The following is a 20,328-nucleotide window of genomic DNA, read 5'->3' as shown; positions in this document are numbered from 1 at the left end:
AGTGGTAACTCTGTAATGAACCTGTTTATTGTAGAATTGGCTTCTACGCCAATCGCTCCGTTTATGCTTCTGACCAAACGACCTTGCCGCCCACCATCGTATGCGTCGGCCAGCCTTGCAAGCTCCAGCCTATGAAAGGTGTATTGTGTCCTTTGGATAGGAAATCCGCCGGGTCGACCGCTTGTTCCTTATTCAAATCAATAATTGTAATATCCGCTACTTTACCTGCTTCCAACCAGCCTTGTGATAAACCGAAAACTTGTGCTGGCAAGGAGGTCATTTTGTCCACCAAAAACTGCAGTGTCCATTGTCCTGTTGCAACAAACTTGGTATAGAGCAGCGGGAATGCTGTTTCAAACCCAACAATTCCGAAAGGAGCCAAATCAACTCCCTTTGCTTTCTCTTCTGCACTGTGAGGTGCATGATCGGTTACGATAATATCGATAGTTCCATCCAGCAAACCTTCGATACACGCCTGTACATCTCTTGGCGTACGCAGCGGCGGATTCATTTTCCAATTGGCATCGTCCAGACCCGGGATATCTTCATCGGACAGCAGCAGGTGGTGCGGACAAACCTCGGCTGTCACCTTAATGCCAAACTGCTTGGCATGGCGAATCAATCGAACCGATTGCTCCGTACTGACATGACATACGTGGTAATGCGCGCCGGTTGCTTCTGACAAAAGAACATCGCGGCCTACATGAATCGCTTCGGATTCATTAGGGATTCCTTTTAAGCCGTGTTTGCGGGAAAATTCCCCTTCGCTCGCCCATGCTCCCACTGTCAACGTGTCGTCCTCGCAGTGTGCGATAATCGGCAGTCCAATGGATGCAGCCTTCGTCATGGCATCCTTCATCATTTGCGCGTTTTGTACGCCTACACCATCATCCGTAAATCCGATAGCTCCCGCTTCCTTCAAAGCATCGAAGTCAGTCAGCTCGCGTCCCAGCTCATTTTTGGTAATACAAGCATAAGGGAGTACGCGTATAATGCCTTCATTCTCAGCCTTATCCAGCACATATTTGACCGTTTCTACGGTATCGATAACAGGCCGTGTGTTCGGCATGCAGGCTATCGTTGTAAAGCCGCCGCGTGCTGCTGAGCGTGTTCCACTTGCAATCGTCTCTTTATATTCAAAGCCTGGCTCACGAAGATGCACATGCATATCGATCAAGCCCGCTGTAACCAGCTTGCCTGCCGCGTCAATCACTTCGTGCCCTGCGGTATCTGGCAATGTATCTCCTGCTTCGATAATCTGTTCAATCAGTTGACCTTCTACCAATATATGACGTTTTGCAAGCTCATTACCCGAAGCTACCGTCTGTGCATTCAATATCCAAATTCCCATAATGGCCTCCCTGTAATTAAAGTTTATGAAGCTTAGCTCAGTGCCCGCTCAATGACTGCCATTCTTATAGGTACACCATTTCCCATTTGTTCAAAAATTCTTGATCTTCCGCATTCCACCAGCTCGTCATCAATCTCCACATTCCGATTAATCGGCGCAGGATGCATAATGATCGCATGAGCTGCCATCGAAGCCTCGCGCTTTACAGTCATTCCGTAGGCTTCTCTGTAATCTTCCTGGGATTTGAACAACCCCTCTTCATGACGCTCCAATTGAACCCTGAGCATCATCACTACATCGCCTTTTATCGCTTCCTCCATGCTCACATAAGGGGCGTGAGCAGCAAGCTCTGGCGCTTGCATCACTTGCGGAGCACAAAAGCTGACGTTGGCTCCAAGAGTCTTCAGCGCCCACAAATTCGAACGTGCAACCCGACTATGTAAAATATCCCCTATAATCGATACATTCAGCCCGCGCAGCTCACCAAAATGCTTACGCATCGTATACAGATCAAGCAAGGCCTGAGTGGGATGCTCGCTGTTGCCGTCTCCCGCATTAATTAAGGGTACTTTAATCTTTTGTGCAATCTCAGCAAGCAGTCCATTAGGTTTCATACGAATCACACCTGCATCAATACCCATGGATTCCAAAGTTTTGACCGTATCGTAGATCGATTCGCCCTTTTGAACACTGGACACAGCAGCAGCAAAGTTCAACACTTCCGCACCGAGTCGTTTCTCGGCAACCTCGAAGGAGAATCTGGTTCTTGTACTGTTTTCAAAAAACATATTGGCAACAAACTTGCCATTCAAATGATTTGACAGCTTGGCGGGAGCTTGCTCCCAATATGCAGCCCGATCCAGTAAGGATGTAATTTCTTCAGCGCTCATACCTTGCGTACCGAGCAAATGCTTATGTGATGCTACCTGAAGCTGAGTCATCTCTGCTGCCTCCTCTGTTGAGTAATAACTACCTGATCGACCCCGTCAACTTCATGAAGCAGTACTTCAATCGTTTCCAATCGCGAAGTCGGTATGTTCTTGCCTACGTAATCAGGACGGATCGGAAGCTCACGATGTCCACGATCTACCAGCACGGCGAGCTGTATCATCTGCGGCCGTCCCATATCCATCAGCGCATCCATTGCCGCTCTCACCGTTCTGCCTGTATACAACACATCATCGAACAAAATCAGCTTCTTATTATGAATATCAATGGCTGCAGGCGGCTCTTCGCTTGCTTTGGAATCCCGTCTGCCAGATCGGTCATCTCTGTACTTGGTAACGTCGATTTCACCGACAGGTGCAGGAACATTCTCGATTTCCAAAATATGTTCAGCAATGCGATTCGCCAAGTAAATACCTCTAGTGCGAACACCGATCAGCATACAGTTCTCAAAGCCTTTGTTTTTTTCCAGTATTTCGTGGGCGATCCGTGTCAATGCACGGCGCATCCCCGTTTCGTCCATGAGCACATGCTCGCGTTCTGCTTCCTGACTCAAGGTCTTCGACCTCCTGCTCCAGTGATAGACAAAATAAAAAACCTTGCTCGTTAGGGCAAGGTTTGCGGACATACGGAGATAACGGACGTTAGTAGACCTCATAATGAGACTGACCCATTAGTGCCTAATAGCCGTTGTTTCCATTCGTTCACCTTGCCAGTCTCTCTGGACTGAGTTTAAAGGTGCTTTTAAGTTACGAGTATTATCCCATGTTCGACACAATGTGTCAATAGGATGCAAAAAATGATCATAACCATATTCATATAATTAATAGAAAGCCCAATATTATCAAGCATCATGCCGCTTATGTGAGGTTTGCGATTTTATCACTCCGAAACAGACAAGGTTTGGTGTAATCCCGTCGCAATTCGGCAACCTAAATATTGCTTGAACATGGCTTTTATGCTATAAAGATTAAGAGAGATTTTACCCGTGTCATGAATGATTACACGGTATATGATATAGGGAGTTGGAATGTGAATGACAGAGATGAACACTTTGGAGATTATTCAATTTATTAAAAACAGCGTAAAGAAAACACCGGTGAAGGTATATGTCAAAGGTGACTTGGAATCCATCGATTTTGGTTCCGAGATTCAATCCTTTATATCCGGCAAAAGCGGTGTACTTTTCGGTGAGTGGACTGAAGTAAAACGTGTGCTGGACGAAAACCAAAGCCGTATTGAAGATTATGTAGTTGAGAATGACCGTCGTAATTCGGCAATCCCTATGCTTGACCTTAAAGGCATCAACGCTCGTATCGAGCCAGGTGCAGTCATTCGTGATAAAGTATCTATCGGCGACAATGCGATTATCATGATGGGAGCTTCCATCAATATCGGTGCGTCTATTGGTGCAGGTACTATGATTGATATGAACGTAGTCGTTGGCGGCCGCGCGGTTATTGGAGCTATGTGTCATATTGGTGCAGGTTCCGTTGTTGCTGGTGTTATTGAGCCTCCTTCCGCTCAACCCGTAGTCATTGAAGACGACGTGTTGATTGGTGCCAATGCCGTTATCCTCGAAGGTGTTCGTATTGGTAAAGGTTCTGTCGTTGCTGCAGGCGCTATCGTTACTCAGGATGTTGCCGAGTATACGGTCGTAGCTGGGGCTCCAGCTCGAGTTATCAAAATGGTGGATGCCAAAACAAAATCCAAAACCGAAATTTTGCAAGACCTCCGCACCCTTTAAGGTGCTTGGCTTAACGCTCGGCGTATATCGCCGGGCTTTTTTACTCTTCATTACCTGTTAGGAGGATTAACCACTCAATGACCCATTCGACTTCGAGTACTAGCGCGGCACCAAGTCCATTTGTAAAAATCCGCAGACAGCTGCACCAAATTCCCGAGCCAGGTTTTGCTGAATTCAAAACTCAGCAGTTTGTGCTGAATTATCTTCATTCTCTTCCACAGGAGCGTCTCGAAATCCGTACCTGGCGGACAGGTGTAATCGTGAATATAAAAGGAACCTCCCCAAAACGTCGCTTTGGCTACAGAGCCGATATGGATGGTCTGCCTATCATGGAAGATACCAGCTATGAATTTCGCTCCACCCATCATGGATATATGCATGCTTGCGGACATGATGTTCACATGTCAATCGGGCTGGGTATTTTGACCCGGATTGTACAGACTCCGATCAGGGATGATATCACGTTTATTTTTCAACCTGCGGAAGAAGGTCCTGGCGGAGCACAGCCTATGCTTGAATGTGAGGAACTGCAGGATTGGATGCCTGACCAAATTGTAGCACTCCATATTGCCCCCGAATATCCAGTTGGCACGATCGCTACAAAGCCGGGTATTTTATTTGCCAATACCTCCGAACTGTTCATAGACCTTACTGGTAAAGGCGGACATGCTGCTTATCCTCACCTTGCCAATGATATGGTGATTACTGCTTGTCAGTTGGTTTCACAGCTGCAAACTATTGTATCACGCAATGTAAATCCACTCGATTCTGCCGTTATTACGATTGGTAAAATTGAAGGTGGCACGAAGCAAAATATTATCGCCGAGAAGTCACGTCTGGAAGGAACCATTCGCACCTTATCCGCTGCAACGATGCTGCTAATCAAATCGCGCATTGAAGCACTGGCCCAAGGTATGGAAACCGCCTATGACTGCAAGGTCGATATAGATTACGGAGCTAATTATTTGCAGGTATTCAACCATGCAGAAACTACCCAAGCATTTATGAACTGGGTACGTGAAACAGATACTATGAAGGTAATCGAATGCACAGAGGCTATGACCGGTGAGGATTTCGGTTATTTTCTGGAGAAAATTCCTGGCTTTATGTTTTGGCTCGGGGTGGATACGCCTTACGGTCTGCATCATTCCAAAATCGAACCCAACGAGCACGCCATCGATCTCGCGATTGAGCTAATTGGCAGCTACTTCAGGTGGTTATCGGAGCAAGATTAATAAATAAAGAGAGAAATAGGTTAGCACTGTTCGGCGACCCAAGGTCATAGGCTGTATGTCAAGTTCTCTCTTGATCCAGACCAATTCAAAAAGAATACTTAATTATTTAATACGTTTCAATCTATCTAACTCCAAATCGTGTTCACCGATTCTCCTTGCCAAATAAGCGATATCTTCTTTTGTCGCTGTCTGTTCCAGCTTGGCATCGATCATAGTCAACAAAGACAATACATCATGCGTTTGTGAGTATTCCATACGATCCAACTGATGCTGCATATGTGTGAGCTGTTCCTTAATTGATGGCAGTTCCTTCAGTTGTTCTTTCATTGGTGCCAGGTCCTTCAGCTGCTCTTTCATTGATGCCAGGTCCTTCAGCTGCTCTTTCATTGGTGCCAGGTCCTTCAGCTGCTCTTTCATCGGTGCCAGGTCCTTCAGCTGCTCTTTAATTGGAATCAACTGCTCGGTAATTTCTTCCTTTACCACCATCCGTATCGCATTGATCAGATCCTGATCCATTCATTTACACCTCCAATATATTTTAGATAATTACATTACCATCATATCATAGCGAGACAAGCTTGACGATGATTGTCATACAAAAAGCTCCTTACACCGTAAACGGTACAAGGAGCTTTGTTATTTACAATTTGCGAACAAAAGCTTCCATACGGTCCAGCGCTTGCTCAAGAACTTGCCTGCTGTAAGCATAGGATATCCGAATGTAACCTTCTCCATAGATGGAAAATGCATCCCCAGGCACAACAGCAACCTTATGCTCATTCAACAACCTCATTGTAAAATCCATTGAGGATAGCTTAAACCGTTCAACCGATGGAAATAAATAAAAAGCTCCCTCCGGCTTTTCCAGTTCGAATCCCATCTGCAGTAAGCGACTGTACACATAGTCTCTACGCTGCATATAGGCTTCCTTCATAGGCAATGCATCATCCACGCCGTTCGTCAGCGCCTCCAGCGCCGCATATTGGCTGATCGAGCTTGCACATGTCACATTGTACTGGTGCACTTTAACCATATGCTTAGCCACATACTCCGGTGCAAAAACAAATCCGATCCGCCAACCGGTCATCGAGTGCGATTTGGACAATCCATTAATGACAATCGTTTTCTCGCGCATGGAAGGAATCATAGCGATCGAGACATGGGGTTGATCGTAAATCAGTTCACTATAAATTTCATCGGAAATGACAAATATCGATTTTTGCTCCAACAGACTTGCGATATCTGCGAGCTCCTGACCACTCACAACCCGTCCCGTTGGATTCGATGGATAACATAAAATGATGCAGCGGGTTTTGTCTGTAATGTGAGGCTCTATCAACTCGGCTGTCAGTTTAAAGCCATGATTCCGCGTGTCCACATAGATGGGAACACCTCCACACAATCGAACCAGAGGCTCATACCCCGGATAGATCGGCCCAGGAATCAACACTTCACTGCCTGGCTCCAGAATCGTTCTTAACGTAATATCCAGCGCCTGACTTGCCCCAGTAGTGACGATAACCTCTGATTCAGGTGCGTAGTGCAAATCATATTTATTCCGTACAAAAGCAGCTGCTGCCTGGCGAAGCTCCAGAAGCCCAGGGTTTGCTGTGTAAGTCGTTTTATGTGCATCGATTGCCAGCTTGGCGGCCTGCAAAATATGATCAGGCGTCGGAAAATCCGGCTGACCAATGGTTAAAGAAAGTGCATCCGGAAACTGACTAACCAGATTAGCGATTTTTCGGATTCCCGATATTTGAATATCCTTCACACCGGGATTGATCAAATGTTCCATTGTCGGTTCCCCAATCTTAGCGATTTTTCAATATATGGATCAAATGCTGCATATCCGCTGGAATTTCCGCTTCAAACTGCAAATGCTCTCCGGTTCTTGGGTGTGTGAAGCCAAGTATGGCGGCATGCAGCGCTTGCCCATCCATCGTTGCGCCTTTGCCGCGCGAAGGACCGTAAGCAGGATCTCCTACAAGGGGATGCCCAATAAACTTCATGTGCACCCGAATTTGATGGGTTCTGCCGGTTTCAAGCCTGAGCTCCAGCAAGGTATGATCACCATAGCGTTCAAGCACAGCAAAATGCGTTACCGCCTTCTTACTGTTGCGCTCTGTTACGGTATACAATTTACGATCGAACGGGTCCCGACCGATTGGAGCATCCACCGTACCTTGCTCATGCGTCACATTCCCGTGTACAACAGCCAAATATTTTCTGACCACCGTATGTTCCTTCAGCTGCGCGGCCAATGATTGGTGAGCCGTATCATTTTTGGCAGCCATCAGCAATCCCGAGGTATCTTTATCAATTCGATGGACGATTCCAGGGCGCATCACCCCATTAATCCCAGATAAATCTTGACAATGGTACAGCAGTGCGTTAACCAATGTACCGCTATAGTGGCCAGGAGCTGGATGAACAACAAGCCCTCTTGGCTTATTGATGACTATCATGTCCCCATCCTCGTAAACCACTTCGAGCGGAATGTTCTCAGCGGTCAGATTCAATTCTTCCGGTTCAGGTGTAAGCAGTTCCAGTTGGTCGCCTGCCGACAGCTTGTAATTAGCCTTAACAGGTGCACCATTGACTTTCAGATGGCCGTCCTTGATCCATTGTTGGACCAGACTGCGGGATACGTCCTCATCCGATGCTTCAGCCACGAATTTATCAACCCGTTCACCTTGATCCTGAGCCTCTGCAATCCATTCTTTCCGATTCTCCAATTCTTCTTGTTCAGAAACAGACATAAGATTACGCGCCTCTCTTTTCTTTTCTCCAGCTGATGATGGAATCGATAAAAATGAGTGCTACACCAATGCAGATCGCTGAATCGGCAATATTAAAAATCGGATAGGTATAGTCAACAGGGCTGCCAAAACCATTAAATTGGAAACGAAATTTTAGAAAGTCGACCACTTCACCAAACAATGCCCGATCAACAAAGTTCCCCAAAGCTCCACCCAATAGCAGGCTTAGCGCAACGGGCAGCAGCTTTTTACCCTCTTTGTAGCTTTTGCGAAGATAAATTATAATACCAGCCGCAACAACCAACGTGATCACAATAAAAAACCACCGTTGATCCTGCATAATGCCAAAAGCAGCACCACGATTCCGATGTGACGTAATTTGAAAAAATTCACCAATAACCGAAACCGCCTCATTTAATTCAAGCCGATTCACAATCAGCCATTTGGTAACCTGATCTAAGATCAGTACCACTAACGCATATAAATAATATCTCAACGTTACAGCTCCTTTTTCGCTTCCTGCTCCTGATTTACGCCTTAGACCCATGATTTACCTATGTAAAAAACTTCGTTTCTGCAAAAAATAGCAGCAATGCTCTCAAAGGAGGCGTACTTGATGACTCATGATCCTCATCCAATCAGCTCTCAGCAATTGCAATCGTTACGCTCAATTTTACTTGAAGAACAACAATGGCTGGAGAAAGAGAGAGAAAGCAACAGCCATTTTGGTCTCTCCGACTCCCTTCGTGATCAGACGGGCGAGCTATCCACTAACGATAACCATCCAGCCGATTTAGGGTCAGAAATGTTTGAACGCAGTAAAGATATAGCTTTAAACGTTAACCTGGAAAGTCATTTTACCCAAGTTGCAGAAGCACTGGAACGAATCGACAAGGGGCAATATGGCATCTGCCAGAGCTGTGGCGCTCCTATTTCTTTTGAACGACTAGAGGCTGTGCCTACTACCTTATATTGCAAAAAACACGTTCCTGATGCTCCTGACATAGAGTATCGTCCAGTCGAAGAAGATATTCTGGCCCCGCCGTTCGGCAGAACGAGTCTGGACGAACTTGACAAGGAAACCGAATTTGACGGCGAAGATGCTTGGCAAATCGTTGAAAGCTGGGGCAGCTCCAATTCACCGGCTATGGCAGACAACCCCAACATTTCAAATAACTATAACGACATGGAAATTGAAGCTGACGAGCAGGTTGGTTACGTGGAAGCTTTTGAAAGCTTTTTGGCAACGGATATATATGGTCAACACGTTACTTTGATCAGAAATCGAGCCTATAACGAGTATATCCATAACAATGAAGGCGAAGGTTTGCTAGAGCTTGACCCGCAGGATGCCGAAGATGATACGTATACGGATCTCACTTAGCTAATAGGTTCTTCCCTCCAATTGATATTGGACATGCTTGATGATATCAGCTATATAGTCTCCGATTATCGGTAAATTCAAGGCTCCCAACAATTGAAGAACATACAGAATCGTCGTAGCAAACACAGTAAAACCAATCGCGATCCCGACACCTCTTGCTAAACCAGCCAGTAAATTCGAGAAAATGAGCTTACGCGGACTGTTGAGCAGATCCACATAATCGGCAATTTGGGTTCGTTCCATCTGATTTGCAATCTTGGTCACTTGCTGGTGGATACTTTCCATAAGCTTCCGATCCGGCAATGTTTGATGTCCGCTCAAGCCCATTCCTCCAGACTTTCTCATCAGACTCATCCCGTCAGCAGGATCTTTTGTTTTCTGCCGCGGGATGAGTCCATTCTGATTAAACCTCTATCCTCTGCTTGATAACTTCCGCGCAGCGTTTGCACAAGGTCGGATGATCTGCATCCAGACAGACATCCTTGGTAACATTCCAGCAGCGCTCACATTTTTCACCTTCAGCTATTTTCACCTGTACAGACAACCCTTTGGATGAACGAGCCCCCTCTGGTGCCGTCGTTCCGGCCTCATGGACCTCAACGGCAGAAACAATAAACAATTGCTCCAATTGCTCCAAGCCGGCTAACAGCTGTGCTTGCTCCGCATTAGGATACAGATGAACCGCTGCACCGAGCGAATTCCCGATCATTTTTTCCTTACGTGCATCCTCCAAAGCCTTCAGAACATCATCACGCACAACGATAAACTGCTCCCACTTGGATTCCATCTTTTCATCGAACAGCGTCGTATCCACTTCAGGCAGCTCGCTTAGTTGAATGCTGTCCAACTCAGTACCTGGAATGTACTTCCATACTTCATCCGCGGTATGCGGCAAAATCGGAGCAATTAACTTAGTTATTACCGTCAAGGCATCATATAATACGGTTTGTGCTGCTTTTCTACCCGAATCGGACGGGGCACTTGCATAAAGTCTGTCTTTAATAATGTCCAGATAAAAAGCACTCATCTCCACGGCGCAGAAATGATGTACAGACTGATACACAATATGAAACTCGTAGGCGTCGTATGCCTTGATAACACGGTCTGTCATCCGGTTCAAACGTGCCAGTGCAAAACGGTCCAGCTCATTCATTTGGTCAGGAGCCACACGATCTGCTGTCGGGTTAAAGTCTGATAAATTCCCCAGCAGGAAACGCAGCGTGTTCCGAATCTTGCGATACACTTCGGTAATTTGATTCAAAATATTGTCTGAAATGCGTACATCCGATTGGTAATCAACCGAAGAAACCCACAGGCGTAAAATATCGGCGCCCAGCTTGTCGCATACCTTATTAGGATCAATGGTATTGCCCAGTGATTTGGACATTTTACGCCCTTCACCATCCAACGTAAACCCATGACTCAAAATTCCTTTATATGGCGATTGTCCGTGCACAGCAACACCCGTAATTAAAGAAGAATTGTACCAGCCGCGATATTGGTCCGAGCCTTCCAAATACAGATCTGCCGGCCATTCCAACTCGTCTCTTGTTTCAAGAACAGCCACATGACTCGACCCGGAATCAAACCATACATCCATGATGTCGGTTTCCTTACGGAATTCAGTATCCCCGCTGATCGGGCAAACCGTACCTTCTGGCAATAGCTCGGATGCATCCTTTTGAAACCAGGCATTGGAGCCTTCACGCTCAAAAATTTGAGCCACATGCTCAATCGTTTCCTTATTGACGAGCGGCACATTGCTGTTCCGACCGTAAAAAATTGGAATCGGTACTCCCCATACCCGCTGACGCGAAATGCACCAATCGCCACGATCTGCGATCATGTTATGCAAACGAACCTCGCCCCAGGCCGGAGTCCATTTTACCTTTTTGATTTCCTCCAGCATTTCTTCGCGAAACTTGTCTACAGATGCAAACCACTGCTCGGTGGCACGGAAAATAACCGGCTTCTTTGTCCGCCAATCATGCGGATATTGATGCTGGATCAAGCTCATGTGAAGCAAATGTCCTGATTCTTTCAGCATTTCGGTGATCACTTTATTGCCTTTATCGTAGAACATCCCTTCAAAGCCTGGCGCTTCCGCTGTAAAATGACCTTGATCATCAACAGGACAAAGCACACCGAGATTGTAGCGTTGACCAATCACAAAGTCATCTTCCCCGTGACCCGGCGCGGTATGTACACAACCCGTACCCGCTTCCAGTGTGACATGATCTCCTACCATGACAAGTGATGTCCGATCGTAGAACGGATGCTGACACAACACATGCTCAAGCTCACTGCCTTTAATTTGCGACAATACCTTAACATCCGTCCAGCCAATTTCCTTCGATACGGCTTCAAGCAAGCCTTGAGCCACCACATACTTTTTGCCTTCCACTTCGACAAGCGCGTATTCGAAATCAGGATGCAAGGAAATACCCAGATTGGCAGGCAACGTCCAAGGTGTCGTCGTCCAAATCACAATCGAAGCATCCTCGGGCAGCTTGCCTTTACCGTCTTTCACTTGAAAAGCGACATACACAGAAGTAGACGTTTTGTCCTGGTATTCGATTTCTGCTTCAGCTAGTGCACTTTCCGAGGACGGAGACCAATAAACCGGCTTAAGCCCCTTGTAAATATAGCCTTTATTCACCATTTCACCAAATACGCGGATTTGCTGAGCTTCGTATTTGGGCTGCAGTGTAATATAAGGGTTGTTCCAATCGCCGCGAACGCCTAAACGTTTGAATTGCGCCTTCTGCCGTTCAACCGATTGCAGTGCGTAGTCCTTACAGTATTCGCGAAACTCATGAACGCTCATTTTTTTACGATCAATTTTATCGTTGTTGGCAACAGCCTGCTCAATCGGCAAACCATGTGTATCCCAGCCTGGAACGTAAGGCGCGTCGTAGCCCTGCATCGTTTTGAAGCGTACAATAATATCCTTAAGTACCTTGTTCAACGCATGTCCAATATGAATATCGCCATTCGCATAAGGAGGGCCATCATGCAAAATAAACTTAGGTTTTCCCTTGCGGCTCTCCTGTACCTTGCTATAAATATCAATTTCTTCCCAATGCTGCTGCATACCTGGCTCTGCTTGCGGCAAGTTGCCTCTCATCGGAAAATCAGTTTGTAATAAGTTTAATGTTTTGCCATAATCCATTAGTGTCCACTCCTTCGTTATATACAAAAAAACCTCCCATCCCCATAGGGACGAGAAGCCTCGCGTTACCACCCTGATTAAGACTTGCAGCTGTGCGCCAGACTTCTGTTCAGAAATCTTCGGCTTGCAGCCCAATAGCCTTCACTCAATAATCGTTAACGGGATTAGCCGATCCTCTCTACTGCTGGTTCAAGAGAATGCTCCTGGGTGATTTTCCATTACTGCAAAGATCGGGCTCGCACCAATCCCCGACTCGCTTTCCTTGCGTACGTAACCTACTCTTCCCACTCATCGCTTTTTGTGATCATTGTAGCAGTTTATTTTGCAATAGGCAAGCCGACTTAAGCTTGTTCAATTTCGATCCGTTCCATAGCATTCCAATCCTCTTGACCGAGCAGTTCAAGCTGTGCTTCCAGCAAAGTGCGAAAGCGTGTACGATAGATCGAAGCCTGCTTTTTGAGCTCTTCGATTTCCACAGAGATTTTGCGGGATTTCGTCAAGGATTCATTAATAATCCGGTCCGCATTTTTCTCGGCTTCCTTTATAATGAGCTGCGCCTCTTTTTTGGAATTGCTCCTTAACTCGTCGGCAGCTTCCTGAGCCACGATAATGGTCTTGCTCAAGGTTTCTTCGATACTGGAAAAATGATTAAGACGCTCCTGGATCGCAGCAAGCTGATTCTGCAAGTCCTTATTCTCACGGATATTTGCTTCATAATCTTTGATGATTTGGTCCAAAAACTCGTTTACTTGATCTTCATCATAACCTCGGAATGATCGGCCAAATTCTTTATTATGTATATCCAACGGTGTTAAAGCCATTGCTGCACCTCCTGAAAATTTGACATCAGTCCGGGAATCTCCGAGACTTGCTGTCCGACGCGTATTGCTATATTCGACGACACCTTCGTTATTTCCTTCATTTATCCAAAAAAACCTGAAAATTTTAACAAAAAAAATCGGCAATCACGCATATTTGCCGATTCTTAACCGATATCTTCCTTTTTTCGTAACACCTTCTACTTCCAGCACCTGAAACCGCCCAAAGCCTTGCAAGGATACCACATCTCCTGATTTCAAAGGCTTGCTCGGATCCTCTTCCTGCTTCCAGTTCAGCTTGCAGCGTCCCGCTTTAATGGGAATCAGGATTTTGGCACGGCTCAGATGATATACGTCACTGACAATACCATCCAAGCGAAGCGAAGCCACAGACAGCGTCATTTCTTCGAGCCTCGTTGGGGACACCAGCAGTTGGTCAAGCGTCAGCTGCTGGGTCTGAACATGCACGCGATGCACCTGCTGCAAATTCAGTCGCATATAATCAGCTACTTCCGATGCCACGATAAACTGACAGCCCTGATCGGTTACATAAATATCTCCGACTTTCTCTCGTTTCATACCGAGCGCAAGAATCGAACCCATGTAATCCCCATGGTCCAGATCCTTCAGTTTATTGTCCAATGAAGTAACAGAAATCAAGCTGATTCCCATATCCTCTTTATCCAATGCGCGATATTCAGGAGCTACAAAAGCTCGCTTACGCTCCGCTTGCTCATGTCCACCATCAAATCGGATATGAATATCCATGCTTCGATTTGCAAGCGTAGATAAAATGAAAGCCTGCCTAGGGTCCAAAAAATCGGTTAATTTAACCATATGCTGTTCCGCGCGTGCGATCCATTCGGCAGCCTTATCTACAAATCGATGCTCATCCGGATGGAAGTGGGTGTACACTTGCTCCCTGTTCTTCTCCATCATTTAATAAAAAACAACAGGACAGCTGCAATACCTTGCCCAACAAAGCGTAAAGCAATTAGCGCAACGATCGGCGAGATATCGATAACTCCAGCGATAGGTGGAATAAACCGACGAAAAATGGACAAATACGGTTCGCACAGCTTGCCCAATATTTCGCCAATAAAGCTTTCTTTTGCACTAGGCAGCCATGATAACAGCACGTAGGCGATCAGCATGTATGTATAGATTTCAATAAGTGTGTTAACGTAGCCAACAATAGCAAACAAACGATTCACCTCGATTTAGAATGTGGTTGGAGCTAGCCCTCGTTATTCAGTATTTCCGAAATCGAGCCATGAATTTCAACCGTGTCCGGTGTGCACAGAAAAATATTAGGACCAATTTTGGAAATCGAACCATTGAGCGCATATACAGTGCCGCTTAAAAAGTCAACAATGCGGGTTGCCTGATCCGGACGAACCAGATGAAGATTGACAACGACTGGGCGGCGTGAACGCAAGTGGTCGGCAATTTCCTGTGTGTCCTCATAGGACTTAGGCTCATTCAGTATGACTCTCACTTGCTTGGCTGAATGTATGCTGACAATGTTTCCTTTATTTTTACGTTGCTCCACGGGATTGGTTTCATGTTCTTCGGCATGCTCAGTGACATGTTCACGTTCCGTGATTTCTTCTTCTTCCTGAATCCCGATAAAATTCATAAACTTATTCATCACACCCATCACAAATCTCCTCCTTAAAGTTTTCGTAGAAAACTGTCTTCGTAAGCATTACCTTATAGTTTTCGTATAAAACTGACTTCCTAAGCATACTGCGCGGCTATTCTTTACCTACTAATACGGTTCCGAGACGTATCCAGGTCGCGCCTTCTTCGATAGCGACTTCAAAATCATTGGACATACCCATAGATAAATGCTTAATTTCATAACCCAATACCTGTTCGCGATTTAATTCATCCCGCAGACGACGAAGCTCATGAAATACCGGTCTGGTCGATTCAGGCTCTGCTTCATAGGGTGCCATTGTCATCAAGCCAACTATTCGGATATGCGGCATATCTCGCAGCTTGTCAACAAAAGAGGCCAGTTCCTCAGGAGGTAGTCCATATTTGGTCTCTTCCCCGGATACATTCAGCTGTATAAAGCAGGATACAGTCAGACTCTGAGCGGCAGCCTTCTTCTCAATTTCGGTAGCTAGGGATAGCCGGTCCAGTGAATGAATGTAAGCAAATTTACCAATGACATCCTTTACTTTGTTCGTTTGCAAATGCCCGATAAAATGCCACACTGCCTGGTCATGAAATGCTTCCCACTTGGGCTGAACATCCTGCCAACGGTTTTCCCCAATATGGTTCATCCCCAAACGGATGGCCTCGCCTGTGGTCGCAAGTGAAACATACTTCGTTACAGCAATGATCTGAACATCTTGACGGTCTCTATTCGCACGGTCACATGCTTGCTTGACTTTATCTTCTACAAATTCAATATGCTGATTCAGCTTCAAACGGGAGGTCACCTCTATTCATACAAACCAATCCAGGCAGCCATTCTGCCTGTTTTCCCCGCTTCTTTGCGATGAGAAAAAAAGATATCGGAGCGGCAGCTTGTGCATAAACTACTCATTTCGATATGGGATGGCATAATTCCTGCTTTTATCATAATTTGTCGGTTCATTTGTTGCAAGTTTAAGTTGTATTTCCCGTTCTGTTTGCTTTCATAGATAGGGATGTTTCCATTTGCTTCTGTATTGGATATGTCTAACTTCTGCATGAGCGAGCTAAATTGCGAGACCACAGTATCATTTACCTCATAACAGCACCCTTGAATCGACGGGCCTATTGCAGCCATTACGTGCTCTGCCTTCGTTCCATATTCCTGATGCATAAGGTTCAACGTATGAGTTGCTATTTGAAGCACAGTCCCTTTCCACCCCGCATGAGCCAGTCCAACCACACGCCCCACCGGATCATAAAAATACAGGGGCACACAATCAGCAAACATCACGTGCAGAAACAGACCAGACTCATTGGTTATAAAAGCATCCGTTGCCTGAATCGCTCGTTCACGCGAATCGATACCTGCCCCTGCATGGGACCGGGTTACTTTAAGCACCTTATTTCCGTGAACCTGCTCCGCATAAGTGCACTGTTGCAAATCGACATGCAGAGCTTCTGCTAATTTATGACGATTGGTTACGACATCCTCATGTATATCCTCAACATGCAGACCGCAGTTCAAGCTGCCAAATTCACCGCTGCTAACGCCTCCATGACGCGAGGTGAAACCGGCTGTAAGTCCGCTGTCGCGTTCCATCCAGCTGCGTATAAACAACAATTCGCACCCATTATCAGCTTGCTCCGGCACGAACGGCTCCATAGTTGTAAGACCCCCTTCGTCAATCTGTCAGTTATCCATTTCGGTGTGTGTAAGATTCCTGTATGCTTGACAGCTTACTCATATCCGCTTTCTACCAGTATACACGAAGCCGCACTAAACAGCACCCCTTATGCAGCCCGATCTTGGCATATGCATTCGTTTTCTTAGCCTTGTCCCCGATATTGTTTATTAAATTCATGATATGCCTCAGGCTCTTCTTTTTGGCGAAAGCTGCGAACATCATCAATTTTGACCAGAACGACATCCATTCCGATTTTCACGATATTTTTCCAGGGGATCACGACATCAGTCGAGCCCCCAAACCAGCCGAAAAATCGGCCGCTGTTAGGCACAACTATCGACTCAATGGTCCCATTGCGCAGATCCAGCTCCAAATCGCTGATTTGACCGAGTTTTTTTCCGTCCACAATATTGATTACGTCCTTGGTTTGAAAATCTGATATTTTCACGTTGCTACCACCACGTATTCATTGGATTGTTGATCTCTTTTAGAGGCTGTTCAAAAAATCCACATTTGATCACGAAGTCTCACAGAAAGCTTATTCGGCATCGAATCTTGCATTCAGGCTCGAAGTGCGGTGCTCATTTAGGTATAACCTAAACTCCGCTCCTCCTTCTTCCCCGCTTCCGAAGCGAGTTTTCTACGAAAACTTGTGCTTCTCGGTGCTGAAATGCCGACTTTTTGAACACGTACTTTTACTACTATATGTGTGACTTGGGCAAAATGTCATCTTCCACAAAAAAACCTCCCTGCTGATTTCAGCAGAGAGGCCGCAAGGAAAGTTCCCCTTCCATATTAGGCGATTCGGACAAGCGATTAGTTTTTGACATACTTTTGCATTTGGGAAATCGCCGATTTTTCCAGACGCGATACCTGAGCCTGCGAAATGCCGATCTCGTCGGCTACCTCCATCTGTGTTTTGCCATCAAAGAACCGCATGGACAAAATCATCTTTTCCCGGGTATTCAGCTTGTGCATCGCTTCACGCAGGGCTATTCCCTCAATCCATGACACATCCTTATTCCGATCATCACTAATTTGATCCATCACATAGATCGGGTCGCCGCCATCATGATAGATCGGCTCAAACAAAGATACAGGGTCCTGAATCGCGTCCAGAGCAAATACGACATCTTCCTTTGGAACATTCAAGGCTTCAGATATTTCATAAATAGTCGGTTCGCGTGAATTTTGATTTGTCAGGCTGTCACGCACCTGCAAAGCTTTATAAGCGATATCCCGCAATGATCGGGATACCCGGATTGGATTGTTGTCTCGTAAATAACGGCGGATCTCTCCAATGATCATCGGTACCGCGTAGGTAGAAAATTTAACATTTTGGCCTAAATCAAAATTATCTATCGCCTTCATAAGTCCGATACATCCCACTTGAAACAGATCATCTACAAATTCGCCGCGATTATTGAAACGTTGAATCACACTCAGCACCAGTCTCAAATTGCCATTCACCAGCTTCTCTCTGGCCGATCGTTCATGAAGGGTCTGTAATTTTACGAATAATTCGCGCATTTCTGCATTAGTTAGTACAGGAAGCTTTGCAGTATCTACACCACAAATCTCGACTTTGTTTCGGGTCACCGTGATTACCTCCCAAGGAGAAACATTACTGTTAATTATCTCCTTGAGGTGTATTTTTATTCGTGGCTTCATTTCGATAAAATTATTAGGCAAGCGCTACCAATTTAGGCTTAATAACAAAGGTTCCGCTTTCATGAGTATAAAAAATACTTTTATTGCTGCCAAAAAAGCCCCGGGTTGGGCCCGGAGCTGCTGAAATCGATTTGGAATCTAAACCATCTTGTTAAACTCTTTACGCAGCCGCTTAATTATTCTTTTCTCGAGACGGGATATATAGGATTGGGAAATCCCTAGCATATCCGCAACATCCTTTTGTGTCTTCTCTTCTCCATTCTGTAGACCGAAGCGCAGCTCCATAATCGTTCTTTCACGTTCGGAAAGCTTATCCAAAGCCTTGTGCAGCAGCTTGCGGTCGACCTGCTCCTCTATATTGCGGTAAATCGTATCATTTTCGGTACCCAGGACATCCGACAAGAGCAGCTCATTGCCGTCCCAATCAATGTTTAAAGGCTCATCAAAAGAAACTTCACTGCGGATTTTGTTATTACGGCGCAGGTACATCAAAATTTCGTTCTCGATGCAACGTGAGGCGTAAGTGGCCAGCTTGATTTTTTTCTCGGGATCAAAGGTATTGACCGCTTTTATTAGCCCTATAGCGCCAATCGAGACCAGATCCTCAATATTAATACCGGTGTTCTCAAATTTGCGGGCAATGTACACGACCAGCCTCAGGTTGCGTTCAATCAGCATGGCTCGAATGGCCGAATCACCTGTCGTCAGCTTGCCAAGCAAATATTCTTCCTCTTCACGGGTAAGCGGCGGCGGCAAGGCCTCGCTCCCTCCTATGTAGTAAATTTCCTCGCTTTTGAGCTTCAGCATCATCATCAGACGGTAGTAGCTGATTTGCATACGCAGCTTCCATTTTAACAGCATGATCCTTATCCTCCTTACGCTTGTTGTAGGTTATCTCTGCATCAGCATCGGGTGTATGATAGCTTGGTATGAATTATCAGAGCTGAGCTTGCCTCCATCCAGTCCAATGAGCACCTTATGCGATTCATTTTGCTTGTCCTGATAACTGATAATCACTCGATCCGGCTTAATGGCCAGCATAAACTGGGTGGATTTATTAATCCCACGATAAGGTACAAGCCGCAGCCGGTCCTGCCATATGAAGGGGTCGGTCTCATCGTCGGTCCCGATCGCCGCGATCATTTGATCCACCTCAGCATCACGAATTTTCCTCATCCATGACTCAGATATGTAGTCCTGACATAGTGAGACTTCCAGCACCATAACCGGTGTACGGGTCAACGGATCGTATAACTGGTTTCCGGTATCAATCAAACCTGTGCAGTGCAGCTGCACCGCACCGATCTCAATGTGAACCTGAGCAAAAAAAGAAGTCAACTCCTCTCGCTGCCTAGCACTTTGGAATACCTTCTTGTAGAATCCAATCACCGCGATCAATGCAATGGCAATGAAAGTAACACCAAATTGCAGTTCGTGCGTCAAGCCTCCAGACTGGCTGATCACCATACCGTTCAGCACTTCATTCGAGGTCGCCCACAAATAATGGATCCCCAGAATACCTCCGGCAGCTACAAAGTTAATCAGATAAAAGGCACCCAAATTACGCAAATAATGCTGCATGCTTGCAAAACCAAAGCTGATGACAATCATGATTAATGCAAAGCACAGTTTAACAACAAAAGTAAACATAAAAGATAATGCCGGAACAAACATAAACACGACATACATCGCCCCGATGCCTGCTCCGATCACAAGTCTCCACCAAACAATCGGAATTTTGCGCGTACGCGCCGTCGTATACAGCAGCAAACCATCAATGACCAAATTCATCAGGAAAATAAGATCCACATAAACGATCATCGTTATTTTCCTTTCCTCGTAAGCGGCTACAGAGACAAGTATATATAACTTTATTTCCAAAGTCTGTCTAACGGTGAAGCCATAATGTGG

At 45.8% G+C, this 20,328-nt stretch carries 22 protein-coding genes and 1 other annotated feature; of the genes, 3 read left to right on the top strand and 19 right to left on the bottom strand.

Going from position 1 to position 20,328, the window contains the following annotated elements; all coding sequences use genetic code 11:
* Positions 1 to 61: 61 nt before the first annotated feature.
* Genes NST47_RS15045 through pyrR form a run of 3 tightly spaced genes read right to left on the bottom strand, consistent with a single transcriptional unit; the run spans position 62 to position 2,852 of the window.
* Positions 62 to 1,351, bottom strand: coding sequence for a dihydroorotase (locus NST47_RS15045; protein ID WP_341155852.1), 1,290 nt, complete (start codon positions 1,349 to 1,351; stop codon positions 62 to 64).
* Between the two features lie 32 nt (positions 1,352 to 1,383).
* Entirely contained in the window at positions 1,384 to 2,292 is a 909-nt protein-coding gene (locus NST47_RS15040; RefSeq protein WP_341155851.1) for an aspartate carbamoyltransferase catalytic subunit, read from the bottom strand.
* A complete protein-coding gene (pyrR, locus tag NST47_RS15035; RefSeq protein ID WP_341155850.1) occupies positions 2,289 to 2,852 on the bottom strand; it encodes a bifunctional pyr operon transcriptional regulator/uracil phosphoribosyltransferase PyrR in 564 nt (187 codons plus the stop codon). Before pyrR ends, NST47_RS15040 begins: the two co-directional genes overlap by 4 nt.
* 480 nt (positions 2,853 to 3,332) lie before the next feature.
* On the opposite strand from pyrR, the gene dapD reads away from it, so the two are divergent.
* Together dapD and NST47_RS15025 are read left to right on the top strand one after the other, a co-directional pair.
* On the top strand, positions 3,333 to 4,043 hold the full coding sequence (dapD, locus tag NST47_RS15030; protein ID WP_076227415.1) for a 2,3,4,5-tetrahydropyridine-2,6-dicarboxylate N-acetyltransferase: 711 nt from the start codon (positions 3,333 to 3,335) through the stop codon (positions 4,041 to 4,043).
* A gap of 77 nt (positions 4,044 to 4,120) precedes the next feature.
* Positions 4,121 to 5,278 (top strand): N-acetyldiaminopimelate deacetylase, encoded by a 1,158-nt coding sequence (locus NST47_RS15025; RefSeq protein WP_341155849.1) that lies wholly within the window; start codon positions 4,121 to 4,123, stop codon positions 5,276 to 5,278.
* Between the two features lie 102 nt (positions 5,279 to 5,380).
* Here the strand turns inward: NST47_RS15025 and NST47_RS15020 are convergent, their stop codons facing one another.
* The 4 genes from NST47_RS15020 to lspA all read right to left on the bottom strand — a co-directional run bounded on the left by NST47_RS15020 (position 5,381) and on the right by lspA (position 8,533).
* On the bottom strand, positions 5,381 to 5,794 hold the full coding sequence (locus NST47_RS15020) for a hypothetical protein (protein ID WP_341155848.1): 414 nt from the start codon (positions 5,792 to 5,794) through the stop codon (positions 5,381 to 5,383).
* Positions 5,795 to 5,918: 124 nt separating this feature from the next.
* The gene (locus NST47_RS15015; RefSeq protein ID WP_341155847.1) at positions 5,919 to 7,073 is read right to left on the bottom strand and encodes an aminotransferase A; all 1,155 of its coding nucleotides are present in this window, start codon (positions 7,071 to 7,073) and stop codon (positions 5,919 to 5,921) included.
* A 16-nt stretch (positions 7,074 to 7,089) separates the two neighbouring features.
* A complete protein-coding gene (locus NST47_RS15010; RefSeq protein ID WP_341155846.1) occupies positions 7,090 to 8,037 on the bottom strand; it encodes an RluA family pseudouridine synthase in 948 nt (315 codons plus the stop codon).
* A gap of 4 nt (positions 8,038 to 8,041) precedes the next feature.
* Positions 8,042 to 8,533, bottom strand: coding sequence for a signal peptidase II (lspA, locus tag NST47_RS15005; protein ID WP_076227425.1), 492 nt, complete (start codon positions 8,531 to 8,533; stop codon positions 8,042 to 8,044).
* 120 nt (positions 8,534 to 8,653) lie between these two features.
* Between lspA and NST47_RS15000 the strand changes: the two genes are divergently transcribed.
* Positions 8,654 to 9,421, top strand: coding sequence for a TraR/DksA C4-type zinc finger protein (locus tag NST47_RS15000; protein ID WP_341155845.1), 768 nt, complete (start codon positions 8,654 to 8,656; stop codon positions 9,419 to 9,421).
* Here NST47_RS15000 and NST47_RS14995 read toward each other — a convergent pair whose 3' ends face one another.
* From NST47_RS14995 to spoIIGA, 12 genes are all read right to left on the bottom strand, one after another.
* A complete protein-coding gene (locus tag NST47_RS14995) occupies positions 9,422 to 9,706 on the bottom strand; it encodes a DUF5665 domain-containing protein (protein WP_256223325.1) in 285 nt (94 codons plus the stop codon).
* A gap of 118 nt (positions 9,707 to 9,824) precedes the next feature.
* Complete coding sequence (gene ileS, locus NST47_RS14990) at positions 9,825 to 12,593, bottom strand: isoleucine--tRNA ligase (RefSeq protein ID WP_341155844.1); 2,769 nt, start codon at positions 12,591 to 12,593, stop codon at positions 9,825 to 9,827.
* Positions 12,594 to 12,636: 43 nt separating this feature from the next.
* Positions 12,637 to 12,894: a binding site (T-box leader), on the bottom strand.
* A 40-nt stretch (positions 12,895 to 12,934) separates the two neighbouring features.
* Entirely contained in the window at positions 12,935 to 13,414 is a 480-nt protein-coding gene (locus NST47_RS14985) for a DivIVA domain-containing protein (RefSeq protein ID WP_076228324.1), read from the bottom strand.
* A 144-nt stretch (positions 13,415 to 13,558) separates the two neighbouring features.
* Positions 13,559 to 14,350, bottom strand: a complete 792-nt coding sequence (locus NST47_RS14980; protein WP_341155843.1) for a YlmH family RNA-binding protein — start codon at positions 14,348 to 14,350, stop codon at positions 13,559 to 13,561.
* Complete coding sequence (locus tag NST47_RS14975) at positions 14,347 to 14,625, bottom strand: YggT family protein (RefSeq protein ID WP_372237337.1); 279 nt, start codon at positions 14,623 to 14,625, stop codon at positions 14,347 to 14,349. The genes NST47_RS14980 and NST47_RS14975 overlap by 4 nt, the downstream gene beginning before the upstream one ends.
* A gap of 23 nt (positions 14,626 to 14,648) precedes the next feature.
* Positions 14,649 to 15,071, bottom strand: a complete 423-nt coding sequence (locus NST47_RS14970; RefSeq protein ID WP_240413799.1) for a cell division protein SepF — start codon at positions 15,069 to 15,071, stop codon at positions 14,649 to 14,651.
* A gap of 97 nt (positions 15,072 to 15,168) precedes the next feature.
* Positions 15,169 to 15,852 (bottom strand): YggS family pyridoxal phosphate-dependent enzyme, encoded by a 684-nt coding sequence (locus tag NST47_RS14965; RefSeq protein WP_341155842.1) that lies wholly within the window; start codon positions 15,850 to 15,852, stop codon positions 15,169 to 15,171.
* A gap of 14 nt (positions 15,853 to 15,866) precedes the next feature.
* The gene (pgeF, locus tag NST47_RS14960) at positions 15,867 to 16,724 is read right to left on the bottom strand and encodes a peptidoglycan editing factor PgeF (protein ID WP_076227440.1); all 858 of its coding nucleotides are present in this window, start codon (positions 16,722 to 16,724) and stop codon (positions 15,867 to 15,869) included.
* Between the two features lie 164 nt (positions 16,725 to 16,888).
* Positions 16,889 to 17,194 (bottom strand): YlmC/YmxH family sporulation protein, encoded by a 306-nt coding sequence (locus tag NST47_RS14955; RefSeq protein WP_076227442.1) that lies wholly within the window; start codon positions 17,192 to 17,194, stop codon positions 16,889 to 16,891.
* 368 nt (positions 17,195 to 17,562) lie between these two features.
* Complete coding sequence (gene sigG / locus NST47_RS14950) at positions 17,563 to 18,345, bottom strand: RNA polymerase sporulation sigma factor SigG (protein WP_076227444.1); 783 nt, start codon at positions 18,343 to 18,345, stop codon at positions 17,563 to 17,565.
* Positions 18,346 to 18,555: 210 nt separating this feature from the next.
* Entirely contained in the window at positions 18,556 to 19,278 is a 723-nt protein-coding gene (gene sigE / locus NST47_RS14945; RefSeq protein ID WP_076227446.1) for an RNA polymerase sporulation sigma factor SigE, read from the bottom strand.
* A 30-nt stretch (positions 19,279 to 19,308) separates the two neighbouring features.
* Positions 19,309 to 20,298, bottom strand: coding sequence for a sigma-E processing peptidase SpoIIGA (gene spoIIGA, locus NST47_RS14940; RefSeq protein ID WP_341155841.1), 990 nt, complete (start codon positions 20,296 to 20,298; stop codon positions 19,309 to 19,311).
* Between the last annotated feature and the right edge of the window lie 30 nt (positions 20,299 to 20,328).

Source organism: Paenibacillus sp. FSL H8-0034, from assembly GCF_038000305.1.
GTDB lineage: Bacteria > Bacillota > Bacilli > Paenibacillales > NBRC-103111 > Paenibacillus_S.
Note: the sequence above shows the minus strand (reverse complement) of the source record. Positions and strands in the feature narration are given on the sequence as shown.